At 42.8% G+C, this 14,760-nt stretch carries 15 protein-coding genes; 1 reads left to right on the top strand and 14 read right to left on the bottom strand.

The features are described 5' to 3' along the window. The first annotated feature begins 5 nt into the window (after window positions 1-5). Entirely contained in the window at window positions 6-890 is an 885-nt protein-coding gene (locus F981_RS01605) for a dihydrodipicolinate synthase family protein (RefSeq protein ID WP_004717606.1), read from the top strand. A 217-nt stretch (window positions 891-1,107) separates the two neighbouring features. Here F981_RS01605 and F981_RS01610 read toward each other — a convergent pair whose 3' ends face one another. The 14 genes from F981_RS01610 to F981_RS01675 form a co-directional block, all read right to left on the bottom strand. Then, the gene (locus F981_RS01610) at window positions 1,108-2,301 is read right to left on the bottom strand and encodes a hypothetical protein (protein WP_004717608.1); all 1,194 of its coding nucleotides are present in this window, start codon (window positions 2,299-2,301) and stop codon (window positions 1,108-1,110) included. A 144-nt stretch (window positions 2,302-2,445) separates the two neighbouring features. Further along, window positions 2,446-4,086: a thiamine pyrophosphate-binding protein gene (locus tag F981_RS01615; RefSeq protein WP_004717610.1), complete on the bottom strand. Its 1,641-nt coding sequence runs from the start codon at window positions 4,084-4,086 to the stop codon at window positions 2,446-2,448. Between the two features lie 38 nt (window positions 4,087-4,124). Then, window positions 4,125-5,591 carry an aldehyde dehydrogenase gene (locus tag F981_RS01620; RefSeq protein WP_004717613.1) on the bottom strand — a complete coding sequence of 489 codons (1,467 nt, stop codon included), beginning with the start codon at window positions 5,589-5,591 and terminating at the stop codon, window positions 4,125-4,127. Window positions 5,592-5,603: 12 nt separating this feature from the next. Then, entirely contained in the window at window positions 5,604-6,395 is a 792-nt protein-coding gene (locus F981_RS01625) for an aspartate dehydrogenase (protein ID WP_004717614.1), read from the bottom strand. 9 nt (window positions 6,396-6,404) lie between these two features. Then, window positions 6,405-7,199, bottom strand: coding sequence for an SDR family oxidoreductase (locus F981_RS01630; protein ID WP_004717617.1), 795 nt, complete (start codon window positions 7,197-7,199; stop codon window positions 6,405-6,407). A gap of 20 nt (window positions 7,200-7,219) precedes the next feature. Beyond that, window positions 7,220-8,032 carry an alpha/beta fold hydrolase gene (locus F981_RS01635; RefSeq protein ID WP_004717618.1) on the bottom strand — a complete coding sequence of 271 codons (813 nt, stop codon included), beginning with the start codon at window positions 8,030-8,032 and terminating at the stop codon, window positions 7,220-7,222. 42 nt (window positions 8,033-8,074) lie between these two features. Next, window positions 8,075-8,596, bottom strand: a complete 522-nt coding sequence (locus F981_RS01640) for a cupin domain-containing protein (RefSeq protein WP_004717620.1) — start codon at window positions 8,594-8,596, stop codon at window positions 8,075-8,077. A 24-nt stretch (window positions 8,597-8,620) separates the two neighbouring features. Continuing rightward, on the bottom strand, window positions 8,621-9,844 hold the full coding sequence (locus F981_RS01645) for an MFS transporter (protein WP_004717622.1): 1,224 nt from the start codon (window positions 9,842-9,844) through the stop codon (window positions 8,621-8,623). Window positions 9,845-9,884: 40 nt separating this feature from the next. Continuing rightward, a complete protein-coding gene (locus tag F981_RS01650; protein ID WP_004717624.1) occupies window positions 9,885-11,096 on the bottom strand; it encodes an NAD(P)/FAD-dependent oxidoreductase in 1,212 nt (403 codons plus the stop codon). Window positions 11,097-11,121: 25 nt separating this feature from the next. Beyond that, complete coding sequence (locus F981_RS01655) at window positions 11,122-12,054, bottom strand: VOC family protein (RefSeq protein ID WP_004717628.1); 933 nt, start codon at window positions 12,052-12,054, stop codon at window positions 11,122-11,124. A gap of 11 nt (window positions 12,055-12,065) precedes the next feature. Continuing rightward, complete coding sequence (locus F981_RS01660; RefSeq protein WP_004717630.1) at window positions 12,066-12,830, bottom strand: SDR family oxidoreductase; 765 nt, start codon at window positions 12,828-12,830, stop codon at window positions 12,066-12,068. Beyond that, window positions 12,823-13,890 carry an aromatic ring-hydroxylating oxygenase subunit alpha gene (locus F981_RS01665; protein ID WP_004717632.1) on the bottom strand — a complete coding sequence of 356 codons (1,068 nt, stop codon included), beginning with the start codon at window positions 13,888-13,890 and terminating at the stop codon, window positions 12,823-12,825. Before F981_RS01665 ends, F981_RS01660 begins: the two co-directional genes overlap by 8 nt. 17 nt (window positions 13,891-13,907) lie before the next feature. Further along, the gene (locus tag F981_RS01670) at window positions 13,908-14,207 is read right to left on the bottom strand and encodes a recombinase-like helix-turn-helix domain-containing protein (RefSeq protein ID WP_004717634.1); all 300 of its coding nucleotides are present in this window, start codon (window positions 14,205-14,207) and stop codon (window positions 13,908-13,910) included. Between the two features lie 25 nt (window positions 14,208-14,232). Further along, window positions 14,233-14,538 carry a non-heme iron oxygenase ferredoxin subunit gene (locus F981_RS01675; RefSeq protein ID WP_034615827.1) on the bottom strand — a complete coding sequence of 102 codons (306 nt, stop codon included), beginning with the start codon at window positions 14,536-14,538 and terminating at the stop codon, window positions 14,233-14,235. Window positions 14,539-14,760: the final 222 nt, after the last annotated feature.

A 14,760-nucleotide genomic window follows, 5' to 3' on the forward strand; every position in this document is an offset into this window, starting at 1 on the left:
TGAAAATGAAATTAGAAGGCATTATTGCATACCCAATCACACCATTTCACCCAGACACACAAGCTGTCGATGTGGATGCACTGACCATCACATTAAATGCTCTGCTAGAACAACAATGTAATGCGATTGTGCCATTGGGCAGTGCTGGTGAAAGTGCTTATTTATCTTGGCAAGAATGGCAACAAGTCGCACAAAAAAGTATCGAAGTCGTTAATCACCGTGTCCCGGTCATGTTGGGAATTTCTGAACTCACAACGGCGATGGCAATTCAAAAAGCCCAAAAAGCCGAGGAGCTTGGCGCTGATCTAATTATGGTGATCCCAGTATCTTACTGGAAACTCAATGATCAAGAAATCTATGATTATTATCAGCAAATTGCCGCATCGACCAAACTGCCGATCATGGTCTATAACAACCCAGCAACCAGTGGCGTAGATATGTCACCAGAATTGATCGTGAAAATGTTTCAAGAAATTGAGAATATTTGCATGGTTAAAGACAGTACGGGTGATATTCAGCGCATGCATAAATTTCATGAATTATCTCAAGGACAGTTGCCCTTTTATAATGGCTGTAATCCTTTAGCGCTTGAGGCATTTTGTGCAGGGGCAAGTGGTTGGTGTACTGTGGCGCCAAATCTACTCGGTCAGCTACCAAGTCAGTTATATCAGGCAGTCAAAGATGGTGATTTAGACCACGCCAAAGCCTTGTTTTATCGTCAATTGCCTTTGTTGCGCTTTATTGTACAAGGCGGCCTACCGAAAACAGTCAAAGCAGGTTTAAATGAATTAGGTTTTTCTGTAGGTGAACCAAGAAAGCCATTACAACATGCCACCCCACTGGAAGTTCAGCAATTGAAGTCGTTGATGGCCTTAGCAAAACAAGCGTAACCGATCGTCGTATGCGCTTGTGAAGTTATAAAATTGATCCGATAAACATGCTTTGTTGCATACATAGCCGATCCGCTGCTTTGACAGATTCTCATTTGACAAATACTCAAATAATAAGTAAATGTCATCCAGCGGAGTTTAAATCTAAGTGCAACAAAGCGGTTATTGCCACAGTAAATATCGGCATAACAAACAAATCAATTCCCAAATCAGCTTTCTAAAAACTAAATCCAAGGTTTAAATTGATACGATACAACCATTGGTCACTATAGGGTGAAACGGTCGAGCTAAAACCGGTTGAATTCATTGCACCACCAATAATATTGGCATTTTTCCCCCAAGTATAATCGGCCCACACCATAAAGGGTGACGCAATAAACATCATCCCAGTGGTATTCATTTGAGAATCCGACCAATCATCACGTTTCTTATCCATATAACTATAATCATTGTAGAAACGGATCGCTTTGAGTTTGCCCATATTTTGCATAGGTAAGGTATAGGCAAGATTTAAACTGGCAACTGTCGCTTCAGAGGCAATAAAATAAGCAGGGGTAAATCCATTATTCCCCATTAAAGTCATATCATTATTGACCCCGTCAGGGTTCTTTGCATCATATTGATAATGAATCACAGAGCTTTGTAAATTAAAGCGTTTGTAATTGTTATCGCTATGCACACCCACTGCGTAATATTGGCCATTTTTATCGGTGGTTTTATTATGCAATTGCGCAATTGCCCCCGATACCCCGACTTCCTGCTTACCCACCTTGGTGTCTAACTTGCGCACAATCCGCGTATTGAATTGATGGCGCTTTTCATTTTGATAAGCTTTTTGACTTGGAAATGCATTGTCGGCTAGGTCATCATAAGTGGCAATTTCGGGCGAATAGCGCAGATTGGTTGCCAGCATTTCTGGGTAATAGCCCAGTTTTACATCCCAGTCCTGATTATGAAAATTCCAGTTCAAACCTGGCGCAATGTTATTGCCATAGCCCAAAAAGAATGGGATATGGTAAGTCCAACCATTTTGCGGATAAGGATAAATCGCAAAAGGTTTATATACAAAGCCGGCTTCTAAACTATTCTGTTGATCTAAATTGTAGCCCACGTAGGCTTTTTCGATCGAGCGTTTCTCTTGGTCTTGAAACAAGTAGCTTGCATTAAAATAGGCATCGTCAAATTTACCTTTGACATCGACTCTAAAAATATCAAAATAGAGTTTGCCAAAGCCATCATTCGGTCCTTCCCAATTTTCATAGCGTTGGTTTAATCGCACCACGCCACCCAATTTTATAGAGTCCGTCTCATCTTCACTTTTCCATTCTAATGCTGAGCTTTGCGCCAAAACATTGGATGTGGTACCCAAATACAATGCTGCAAGTAGTATCGCGATAGCTGTCTTTTTCATAATTGCTTCCTTCCCTTGTGTTCCAACGATCCTGTTGGACTTTTGTTTTACCTATAAAACATAGTTTTTATTGTATTTTGAGCAAAAAAATTTGCTGGTGAATTTACTGAACATCCGATGCCAACATCGAATGTTCAACTGGGTTTAATAGAGTTTTTTCTGCGGCGGTCCTGCAAAGTTCAGTGGTCCAATCGAATTCATATCCAATTCGATCACACTTGGCCCTTGAAAATCGACTGCTTGTTGAATCACGCTTTTAAACTCATCTGCACTGCCCACTTTCCAGCTTTTCACTCCCATTGCTTCCCCTAAGACTTTATAATCTGGGGTATGCAATTCGTTGAAATATTGACGCCCACCAAAGTAATTCTTTTGAATACCACGCATTACGCCATAACCGCCATCGTTCATGATCATCAGCACCATGTTGGTATTTTCTTGCGCCATGGTGGCAATCTCACCGATACCGAGCATCAAACCACCATCGCCCACGAGACCAATCACTTTTTTATCTGGATTGGCAATCGAAGCGCCAATTGCCGTGGCTAAACCAAGACCAATTGCCCCTGCAAGTGAGTGAATATTTTGATTCGGTGCTTGTACTGGAAATAGTCGGCTGCCCCAAGTACTGCCTGACATGGTAATGTCACGTACAAAGATGCCATCTTGTGGCAGTGCCGCACGTAAGTGATCACAGATCAGTGCATATTGATCCAGCTGAGTACGCAGTGCCTCAATAGCGGACTGTTTTGCTGCAACAACCGCTGCATCATAATCTGCATCAACTTTTGAGATACCGCTTAGCCCTGTGAGCACACGTTGTAATACATCTTTGGCATCAGCACAAATGAAGTTACGAACTTTATAATTACGTTGCTGCGCCACTGGATTGGCATCAATCTGAATCAGATTATCAGGGAACTGTACCGAATAGGTTTTGGTTTCATTGCTGCGTAAACGCGAGCCCACCACCACCAATAAGTCAGCCTGTTTTAACTGTTGCTCAACCCCTGCTGAGTTATGGAATGCACCTAAACTGCGTGGATGCTCATCTGCTAACACACCACGGGCATGGGTCGAAGAAACAACAGGAATCCCAAGATCTGCAATGGCTTTCACCTCATCAACACTATTTAACGTGCCACCACCAATCCAAAAGATGGGGCGTTTGGCTTTTTTAACTTCTTCAACAATTAAATCAATTTCAACTTGCTCAGCCTGCGGTAATTCAAGCGCTTTGACAGGACCTAAATTCAATGGCAAGTCAATTTCTGCAGCTTGCACATCAATCGGGAGCTCAACGCTTACAGGCCCCATCGGTACTGTGGTTGCAACACGAATTGCTTCACGAATTACACCCACAGCATTGTCTGGGCTGGTAATACGAAATGCAGCTTTGCTTGAAGCACGTAAGAAGGTCAGTTGATCTTTGGTTTCATGGATAAAGCTAGCATCACGATCAAGATATTCACGTTCAACTTGCCCAGTTAAATGCAACACAGGACTCCCAGCATTCATCGCTTCAATCAATGAGCCTACTGCATTGCCTGCACCTGCACCGGTACTGGTCAAAGCAACCCCTAAACCTTTAAAGCGTGAGTGACCATCTGCCATCGTGACTGCACCTGCTTCGCCACGCGCTGCCACAAAACGAATTTTTTCACGACGCCCTACGGCATCTGCAATTGGTAGGTTATGAATTGAAATCACCCCATAGATACTTTCCACTTGGTGTGCTTCTAAAACACGCGCGATTGCTTCGCCTACATTTACACGTTCTGTCATTGTTTATTCCTCGAAAACTTTTTCATTCCATGAATTTATTATTCACACCAAGGATTTGGCTGTTCGCTTAATCCCATATAAATACTTTTTTGCTGCATATAAGACAAAATACCTAAACGCCCTTTTTCACGCCCGATACCACTTTCTTTAAAGCCACCAAACGGTGCCGAAATAGAGAATTTTTTATAGGTATTAATCCAGACTGTACCGACTTCCAAAGCACGTGCAATTTGCCAAGCTTTACGGTAGTTTTCAGTCCAGATTCCTGCTGCAAGCCCAAAACAACTGTCGTTGGCTTGGGTGATTAAATCAGCTTCATCGTGATACTTCATCACCACCAAGACCGGACCAAAAATCTCTTCTTGACAGGTTTGTGCAGTATTATTTAAGCCCGTGATGATGGTCGGTAAGTAATAACTTCCTTTCGCCAAATCACCATCCGTCAGCGCTTGACCACCCACTACAACTTGACCACCTTCTTGCTTGGCCAATTGCACATAGGCATCGACAGAAGCCAAATGCTTTGGATTAATTAAAGAGCCCAAATGTACACCCGCTGTTTCTGGATGTCCCACTCGTAAAGCTTTGGTAATTTCAACCAAACGCTTAAGGAACTGATCGTAAATACTGTGATGCACGAAGAGTCGTGAACCTGCAATACAGGCTTGTCCTGCGGAACTAAAGATCCCATAAGCCACACCTTTAGCAGCCAATTCAATATCTGCATCAGGCATAACAATCGTAGGGGATTTTCCACCAAGCTCTAATGAGGTGGTAATCAATTTATCTGCGGCAAGATGAGCCAAATGACGCCCTGTAGTGGTTCCGCCAGTAAATGAAATTTTGCGAACCAAAGGATGCTTTACGATGGCATCACCAATTACAGAACCACGCCCCACTAAAACACTGAGTAAGCCTTTTGGCAGTCCTGCTTGTTCAAAGATTTTGGCGAGTTCCAAGGCAATTAAAGACGTTGCCTCTGCCGGTTTAAGAATCACCGCATTTCCAGCAGCAATCGCAGGGGCAAGTTTTTGAACTTCACTGGCAATCGGTGAATTCCACGGTGTAATCGCGGCCACCACACCGACAGGTTCATGCACACTCATGGTCATAAAGTCAGCCGCACGTTGTGTGGTGAGTTCATCATTCAGCGTTTCACATGCTGCGGCAACATAGCGTGCTGTCGCGGCTGCACTCATCACTAAACCACGTGTTTCAGCCAGTGGCTTACCATTATCACGGGTTTGTAATTTTGCAAGCTCATCTACACGCGCTTCAATAATCTCTGCCACTTTATACAAAATACGCGCACGTTCATGTGGCATGCTATTGCGCCAGCCTGCTTGTCGCCATGCCAAATCTGCTTTTTCAATTGCTTCATTGACATCATCTAAACTCGCTGTAGAAATTTCAGCATTTACAGATTGATCTGCTGGAAACAGACTTTGAATCGTATTGCCTTTACCTAATCGCCATTCACCTGCGATATAAATTTCCTTTACCATGATCAAATCCTTTTAAATCTGAATTGCTTCAACGCTATTGCGACATGCACGAATCACGCTAAGCGCAGCCAAAGTTGAGGTTTTGGGATTACTTGCCAAAGGTACACCCACCAATTCAATGGTCATTTCACCAAACACGCCTTCTGCCACAATGGTGTGCTTGTTTTTATTGGTTTTTGGATCAACCGTAAGCTCAACCATGGTTTCATCCATGCCTAAACCTGCGAGTGCAATGGTTGCTGCAACATTGGCATTGGCTGGAAACTTCAGTGCTGCTTCTCTGGCTGTACCACGAAAAAAAACCATAGCTTCACTGACCTGATCGAGATCAACCAATTGTTCAGCATAACTGCCACGCCAACTCTTCGGGCTTTTACAGCCTTTATAGGTGACCTTTTCCAAACCACCTTCTTTTGCCGCAGAGATACCATCGATCCCCGCAATCGCACCCGCTAAAAGATGTAAATGGGCATCGTGTTGTTCCGCAGTCTGTTTCAGTTGAGAGAAAAATTCGCTATCGGCTAAGGTTCCCACTGAAATCAGACCAATGGTCCAACCTTTCTCTAACACCTTTTGGGCATGTTCTTTTACCGCCGCTTGGCCTGCAACTTCGATTACATAATCAGGCGTGCCAAGGCATTGATCAATCGAACTAATTACCTGTACCTGAGCGGATACTTGTGCCTGTACTTTTTCAACACTGCGTGCAGGCACCACAATCCATTTAAGCTGTAAATCTTGTGGCATATGTGCGTACACTTCTGCTGCCATTGCACCGAAACCAATCATCATCAACTGTTTCATGGGCACACCTTATAAATGTTTGTTAAATCCACCAGAAACATCCAAGGCTGAACCAGTGGTATAGGATGCCAATGGTGAAGCCAAGAACACCAAAGCGTGTGCTGGTTCTTCAGGTTTACCTAGACGTTGCATTGGAATACCACGGTTTTTTGCAATATTGCCTGTCCACTGTTCCCATGACGCTTGGCTATCTGAACGTGTTTCAAAACGGCGTTTCCACTGTGCTGACTCCACCATGCCCAATAAAATTGAATTCACCCGAATCCCATATTGGCTAAATTCATGTGCTAAGGAATGAGTTAAATTCAGCAAAGCGGCACGTGCCGATGAAGTCGCGATCATGTGTGGTTCAGGTTGCAAGGCCAGTAAGGAATTGACATTGGTGATTGATCCACACGCCGAATTTTTTAAATCATCTAAAAATGCACGGACAGGATGCAAGACACTGAAATACTTCAATTCAATTTCTTTCATCCAATCTTCATCTTGGGTGTCTTCAAAATTGGATACACGCCCTTGACCTGCGTTATTGATCAACATGTCGACATTGCCTAAATTTTGATTGACCTGTTGTGCAAAGCGTTTTACATCGTGTTTGTCTAAAACATTGCAGGCTTGAGTAAAAATATGGGCTTGCGGATACTTTTCCAAAATATAATTTTTTGATTCTGCTAGACGCTGTTCATCCCGACCACACCATGCCACTTTGGCACCTTCTGCAACTAAAATTTCGACAGCAGCCAAACCAATGCCTGACGAGCCACCTGTTACTACTGCTACTTTTCCTTCAACTTGGAAGCTCATATTTTTCTCTCGTTTGAGTCTTAACGTGCCGATAAAATAATGTCGTTAAACTGTTGTGGTTGATCGACATAACTCAGATGACCTGCATCTGTAATCAGATGACATCGGCTCAATTGCATTTCTGCGGCAAGGTCTTGAATACCTTGTGCAGGTGTAATTTGGTCCTGATCGCCTGCAATCACGACGCAAGGAACACGAATATCTGTTAAATAATTTCTAATTTCGTCATAGGCCAACAAATACGATGCATGGGTAAAACCGTCTAAGGTCAAATCCTGCATCACTGCTGTGACCAAAGCCAAAGCTTGAGCGTCTTGTTTATAAATTAAATGCGGTCCACGACTTGCCGCCATGCCTGCATGACCTAAGCTTTTCAACAGCATTGGTCGTTTTTGATAAACCTGTGATTTGCTTTCCTCATCTGAACGTTGATAACCTTGTGCCACATTGGCAATCAGCAAAGTCTGTACACGTTCAGGATAAAGATGAGCAAAAGCACTGGCCTGTAAAGCCCCAAGGGAATGACCAACCAAAATGGCTTGCGAAATTGCCAAAGCATCGATTAAACCCAACAAACGTTGTGCATAATCTTCTGCATTCGGTTGCGTTGTATTTAAACCTTCCGATAAGCCATAACCCGGTGCATCCCAAGCAATCACACGAAAAGACTGACTCAGTACATCGAGCTGATTGATCCATGAAGCAGAACCCGAACTAATCCCATGTAGCAAAATCAATGGCTGGCCTTGACCCGCCTCACGATAGGCGTGTACTTGACCATCCACTACAATGGTTTTGACTGGATATTTGGCTAATCGATCAAGCAATGTCATGGCTGGATTCCTTTGCTGTAGGGCTGGGTTTTGTCGATTCAATCAACGTTTGATTTGCGACAATGGATGTTCTGGTGGATAGTTCGGAATAGTCGGTTTACCCGCACCTAACATCACACACATCAAGGCATCTTCCTGACCCGGATTAAACAAGCCACGGTAAATTCCAGGTGGAATTGAAATCAGATCACGCTCTTTAAGTTTGGTTTGAAATTTTTCGCCGTTATGTTCGATAAACAGGTCAATCTCACCACGCAACATAAAAAACACTTCCTCAACATCATGATGAATATGCAAAGGCCCTTCGCACTGCGGAGGTAAAACCATGGTTGAAAAAGTGAAGTTTTCTGCTGGAACGGTGTTGCCATCATTGACTACACCTGTTGCACCTGTGCCCATATAACGCATTTGGGCACGACGATATTTGGGGTCATAGTCCGCTTGGAACTTCAAGGCATCAAAATCATATTTACGTGTTTCAAAACGTGCGATACGGGTATTTAACCAATCTTGTAAGCTTGTACCTTCAGGCTGTGACCATGATTCGAATTGTTGAGTAGTCATGTTTTAACTCCTAGATATCTTGAATTAATAACGTTTTAGTAAAGGAACTAAGAAGAACGATCCAATCACAGCAACTGCTGCTAAGAAGGTAATTCCTAAATTAAAACTGTGGGTTTGCATCACGATGTAACCGATCAGAACGGGTGCAATTGCACTGGCAAAATTACCCAGTCCATTAAAAATCCCACCCGCAGTCGCGCCCACATCAGCAGTGGTCACACGAGCAAGTAGTGCAAATATTGCTGCGACACCAAAGCCCCAAGCCATTGCGCTAAGAGACATTGCAACAATCACTAAAATTGGATCTGTCATAATGACCATGACATACATAAAGATGCCGGCCACCAATAAGCCACTAAAAACTTGAATGGCACGACGACCTAACTTGTCAGAAAGAAATGCACCAATCACTTCACCAATCAACATGGCGATAAATGGGAAACTTGAATAAATACCAAACTCTTTAAGGTTAAAGCCCTTGTCTTGAATCAGGTAGGATGGAACCCAACTGTTTAATCCCCACAGATAAGTCATCAGTGCAATATTGAAAATACACACCAACCAAAATGAACCGTTCTGTAATAGCACTTTGGTGTTATGGATATGCCCTTTAAAATTGACACGTTTACTGGTCGATTCCAGCTCAATGGTTTTCTTGAGTTGTAAATTACGTAAGCCAAACACAATCGCAATCAGTGCAATTACAGTTAAACCAGCCATCACAAAGAAGGTGGTATGCCAATCATGGTTTGCGAGAACAGCCGCGGTAATTGGAAAACCTAAGAAGGCACCGATCGGTGTACCCAACAAAAACATGGTGGAAGCACGTGCTTGCTGACGATCTGTATAGGTTTGTTTCACGATGGTATAAGCCAAGGCAAATAATGGGCCTTCAGCTAATCCAAGCAGAACGCGGAGAATCAACATCCCTGTATAGTTGGTGGTAAAACCCATACAGAACATGAGTATCCCCCAAGATAAGACGCTCCAAAACAGCATTTTTTTAGGGCTAAAAATATCGCCTAAGAAGCTTAAAAACACAGAGGAAAAACCATAAGCCAATAAAAAGCTGGTCATTAACCATCCAAGCTTTGCTTTGTCTTGGGCAATCCCCATCGCGCCCTGAAAGTGCGGGTCCGCAAACAAGACTGCGATACTAATTTTGTCGAAAAATGCCAGAACGACACAGATCATCAGGACAAAAGCAGGAACCCAATGCTTCAATCCACTTTTCTCTTCATTACTCATATTTCATTCCTTCGATTGAGTCATGAACCGGATTTAATGTTTACGGTTTTAATTTCATTACATTAAATTCAGGGTCTGCTAATAATTTGGGGTCTAACACGGTATTGGATTGCATCCAGCGCTTTGCCAGTTTGACCAGTTTTGAGTCATTGATCGCAATCATGTTGATCAAACAGTTTTGCTCATCCAGATAAAGATAACTGCACTGATCTGCTGCGTTTTGACGTAGCACAATCTGCTTGGTTTTTTCAGGTTGGTAAGTCCCTAAAATCTGAATATTGTAGTGATACTGGTCTGACCATAACCAAGGAATATCCAGATATTCCGTATCCATACCTAACATTGACTTTGCCGTGGCAATGGCTTGATTTTGCGCATTGGCCCAAGACTGAATGCAATAGCCCAAACTTGGATGTATCGCCACATCACCTGCGGCATAAATGTCTTGGTCTGAAGTTTGTCCAAAAGCATTGACAACAATGCCATCTTTAACGTCTAAACCCGCACTCACACCCAGCTCTTTGGCAATATCTGCACCCGCACCCACCACTACACAATCAAACAGTTCACTGGCATTTGGATGATTAACCACTTCAACTTGCTGTTGACCTGCTTCAATCAAATGCACATTTTTACTATTTAAATGGATCTGAGTACCTTGTTGTTGATGCATATTTTGCAAAAATTCAGATACATCCGGGCTAACGCTACGTGCACAAAGTCGATCACCGTATTCAAAAACATGCACTTGTTTGCCTTGTTTCCGTGCCGTTGCTGCAATTTCTAAGCCTATCCAACCACCACCAATTACTGCTAACTTTTGCGTATGTTGTAAGATTTCGGCTAAACGTTCGCAGTCTTGTACATTACGTAAAGTCACCACATTGGGAATAAATTGCCATGTATTGACTGGTACACGTGCTCGGCTTCCTGTTGCAATCAATAATTTGTCATAAGGCAAAACTTGACCGCTTTCTAAAACCACATGTTTTTGTTGGCGATCCACTTGTGTTGCCACAGCGGGTTTGTGCCACTCAATGTTAAAATCTTGCATCTGTTCAGCAGAGAACAGATGCAAACTGTCATAACTAGCTTCTTTGGAGAGGACTTGTTTTGACAGGGGTGGGCGTTCGTAAAATGCCCGTTCCTCATTGGATACCACATGAATTTCACCTAGAAATCCATGTTGACGGAGTGTGCTTACTGCCCAACCCGCAGCTTGTCCTGCGCCAACGATGACTATTCTTTGCATAGCTTAATCTCCCTGTTCCAACTGCTTATACAGGTTTGACTTGGCGACGAGTATGGTCATCTAAACCACCTTCAACCGCCCACTCAGTAAAGAGTTCTAAACAATGTTCTTCAACACGTGGTTGCCATTCTTCCGTCAAATAATCATCATTGGTGTAGTATTCAAATGCACCACCCAAAGGTGAGTTGACATACCAGAAGTAAGCCGAAGAAATTGGATGACGACCCGGACCAATAAAAGTAGACCATTCAGAACGGTTCATGTTTAAGCCACCGCCAATCACTTCATGAATATCACGCACCACAAAGGCCACATGATTGAGTCCAGCAGGTTTATTGGGTACCGAAAGCAAAAACAAATCATGGTGATAGCCTTTGCCACGACAACGTAAAAAAGCACCACGATTACGATAAGCATCCGATAAGAAGAAACCGAGCTTTTCGATATAGAACGATTCTGTTTTTTCTAAATCTGGGGTAAAGAACACGACATGTCCAATCGCAACAGGTTGCCCTTTTTCATACACTGGACTGGCTGCATTGACACGAGTGATACTGCCGTATTGATTAATCCCTTCTGTTTTTAACGCAGGTAGCTCTTGGGTAAAGCTAGCTTGAAAGCGAATGGTCATCCCATTTGGGTCTAAGCATTGCAGCATGTCAGCCGTGGCTTGATAACCATCTACATCTTTCAGGCGAGTCGCTAAATCAGCCAAATCCTGTGCTGCATCATCCAAGCCCCAAGTCACTTCACGTAAAGTTGAGCCTGACTCGATGGCCTGTGGTAGACGCGGATCATCACAATCAAATAAATAAATTTTACTGCCGTTCTGGGTTTGATAAAGATCCGTACCCTCAATATCTGATTGGCTTGGCTTTAAACCAAAATCTGCCAAAAATTTATTTGAAGCAGCCCGATCCTCAACGCCAAACTTTAAAATCTCAATCCCTGTAATCATGAAACAATTCCTTAATTAAAGACAAAACCACCATTTACAGGAATATTCTGTCCAGTCACAAATGAGGACAAATCCGAAAGTAAATAAAGTGCTGTTCCGTTCAGATCCTGTGGTAACTGCTGACGTTGAATCGCACGACCATTTACATATAAATCATGACGATCTTGCGGTACATATTCTGTTGCTTCAACCAGCGTCAATCCTGGAGAAAGCGTATTGATACAAATATTAAATGGCCCTAACTCTCTTGCCATCGAACGGGTCATTGCCAGCAAAGCACCTTTACTTGCAACATAAGCCATCAAGTTAGGTGCGCCCCATAAAGCCGTATCCGATGCCACATTAATTACCTTGCCTGCATCGGACTGCTTGAGATATGGCACACATGCTTTGGTGACCAACCACGTCCCTTTGACATTGATGTTCATGACCCGGTCCCATAGATCGGCGTCATAATCCATCAAGCTTTTACCACCCACATTGGTCGCAAGTGCAGCGCAATTCACCAAACCATTTATTCCAGCTAAATGTTCAGCTGCTTGCTGAACAGCCTGTTGAATCGAATCAGCATCAGCCAAGTCAATCGTGACCGCAGTCACCTGTAAACCCTGTGCCTGCAATACTGCTGCTTCTTGTTGCACAAGATCTGTCAAGATATCCGCCATGACCACTTGAGCACCTGCTTCGGCAATGGCCTGTGCAAAGTCTCGTCCCAAGCCTCTTGCTGCGCCTGTAACAAAGACTTTCTTGCCCTGCAACAATGCGACATTAACCATGAACTTGTTCCTGCATTTCAATACGGTTTGAGCTATTCAAGCTCGCAATTTTCTTTAACTGCTTTTCCGCTTCTTTTTTCATTAAACGGCGTAAGCGCGATAAACCGACATCATGTTGATAGAGGAATTCATGTTGACGTGCGTTTGGCGCAAGATTTTCTAAAATAATTCGATCTTGTTCCAAGACATCCCAATGCAGTTTTTCTAAATGATTGCGATAAAGAAAACGCCAAACATTACGTTGCCAACCACTGACTTTACGACAACGCCAGAAGAAAACACGGGTATTTTGAGCATCAATCGGTGTGGCATAACCCACAATCCAAAACTCACCGCCTGGACCAAAATCTTTACGATAAGGAATCGAAAGACGCAACCAACTTGCACCGGTATTGGCATATTCAACCCAGTCAAAATTGACCCCTGTTTGCCCTTCTTTTTCAAAGACAAAACCATTTTCAGTTGAGCGGTGTTTCATTTCTGCAGTACGCTCACCGTCCGCCATTGAGTGCGAGGTACAATGCAAATAGGTGCCATGCATTGGATCCATTACATTATCAATCGCATATTGATGATTGACCTTCCAATCTGCTTGGCATAGAAATGAACTCCACTCCCCACTCGCCAATTGCTCAGGAAAATCAAGTGGTTTAGCGACTTCATTTGGATCAATGCCAAACCACAGGAAAATTGCACCATGTTGCTCAATCACTGGGTAGCTTTTCACACAGGTTGTGCCTTTCATTGGGCATTCATGTACTGCGGGTACATCTTCAACCTTGCCATCATGGCGAACTTCAACGCCGTGATACCAACATGCCACGCGATTACCTAAGTTCCAACCTAAAGAAAGACGCGCACCACGGTGCGGACAACGATCTTCTAAAGCATGCACCTGACCTTGGTCATCACGCCAAACCACGATATTTTCACCTAAACGGGTAATACCCACAGGATTGGCTGCGACTTCCCAACTTGCCAGTACAGGATGCCATTGATCACGTAAACCTAAATCTAAATACTCCTCAACACTCGGAGTCACTGTTACTGCTGCATTCATCACTGTTCTTCCTTGAATCAATAACCTAAACGTTGCATTTCTTCAGAAAATGTTTCAGAAGTCCAAAGTTCACCAGACTCGCAACGAAAACCTTGTTGATTTAAAGATTGAATTAAATCGGTAAGTTCTGTTACGCCTGAAGAAAAGGCTTGAATTAAATGTTGAACAAAATCCTGCTCATAGACTGTTGGCACTTTATAACGTGTTTGCCAAACCAAAAGCTCTGGCTGTCCTGGTATTTGAATATTGTTGATCCCTGCTTCGGTCGCTGGCGTGGCATGAATCCAGTTCGCTAGCTTCTCATTAAATGTTTTCATGAGATTCCATCCTTATAAATAAGACTTATAGTTGAATTTGAACGTCCTGCCCTTCAACACGTACGGGATAAGTACACAAATCACGACATCCCGGTCCACTTTTTAACTCACCTGTTTGAATATCAAAAATTGCCTCATGTAATGGGCATTCCACGGTTTGATCTTCAATAAAACCTTCTGTTAGTAACGCAAAGGCATGTGGGCAAACATTCTCGATCGCAAAATAATTGTCATCGATAAAAAAAACACCAATTTTCTTACCCTCGACTTCTATGGCTTTCGGCTCGTCTTCGGTAATGTCATCTTGCTGACAAACTGAGATCCAACTCATTTTTGCATCCTTATTTGTTTTATATATAAAACTTAATTTAGCATTTAAAACATAATGAATAGCATAAGCTTTGATCATTTTGCTTGTCAAATACTATATTTTTATGTTTTTCAATGAATTAATAAAAAGTTATATTTTTAGATGTTTCTTAATCAAAAAAATGTTTTATATATAAACATTGAGATTAGAAAAATTGATGATTACTATAGTGGTATTCCATGT

The sequence above is a fragment of the Acinetobacter guillouiae CIP 63.46 genome (assembly GCF_000368145.1).
GTDB lineage: Bacteria > Pseudomonadota > Gammaproteobacteria > Pseudomonadales > Moraxellaceae > Acinetobacter > Acinetobacter guillouiae.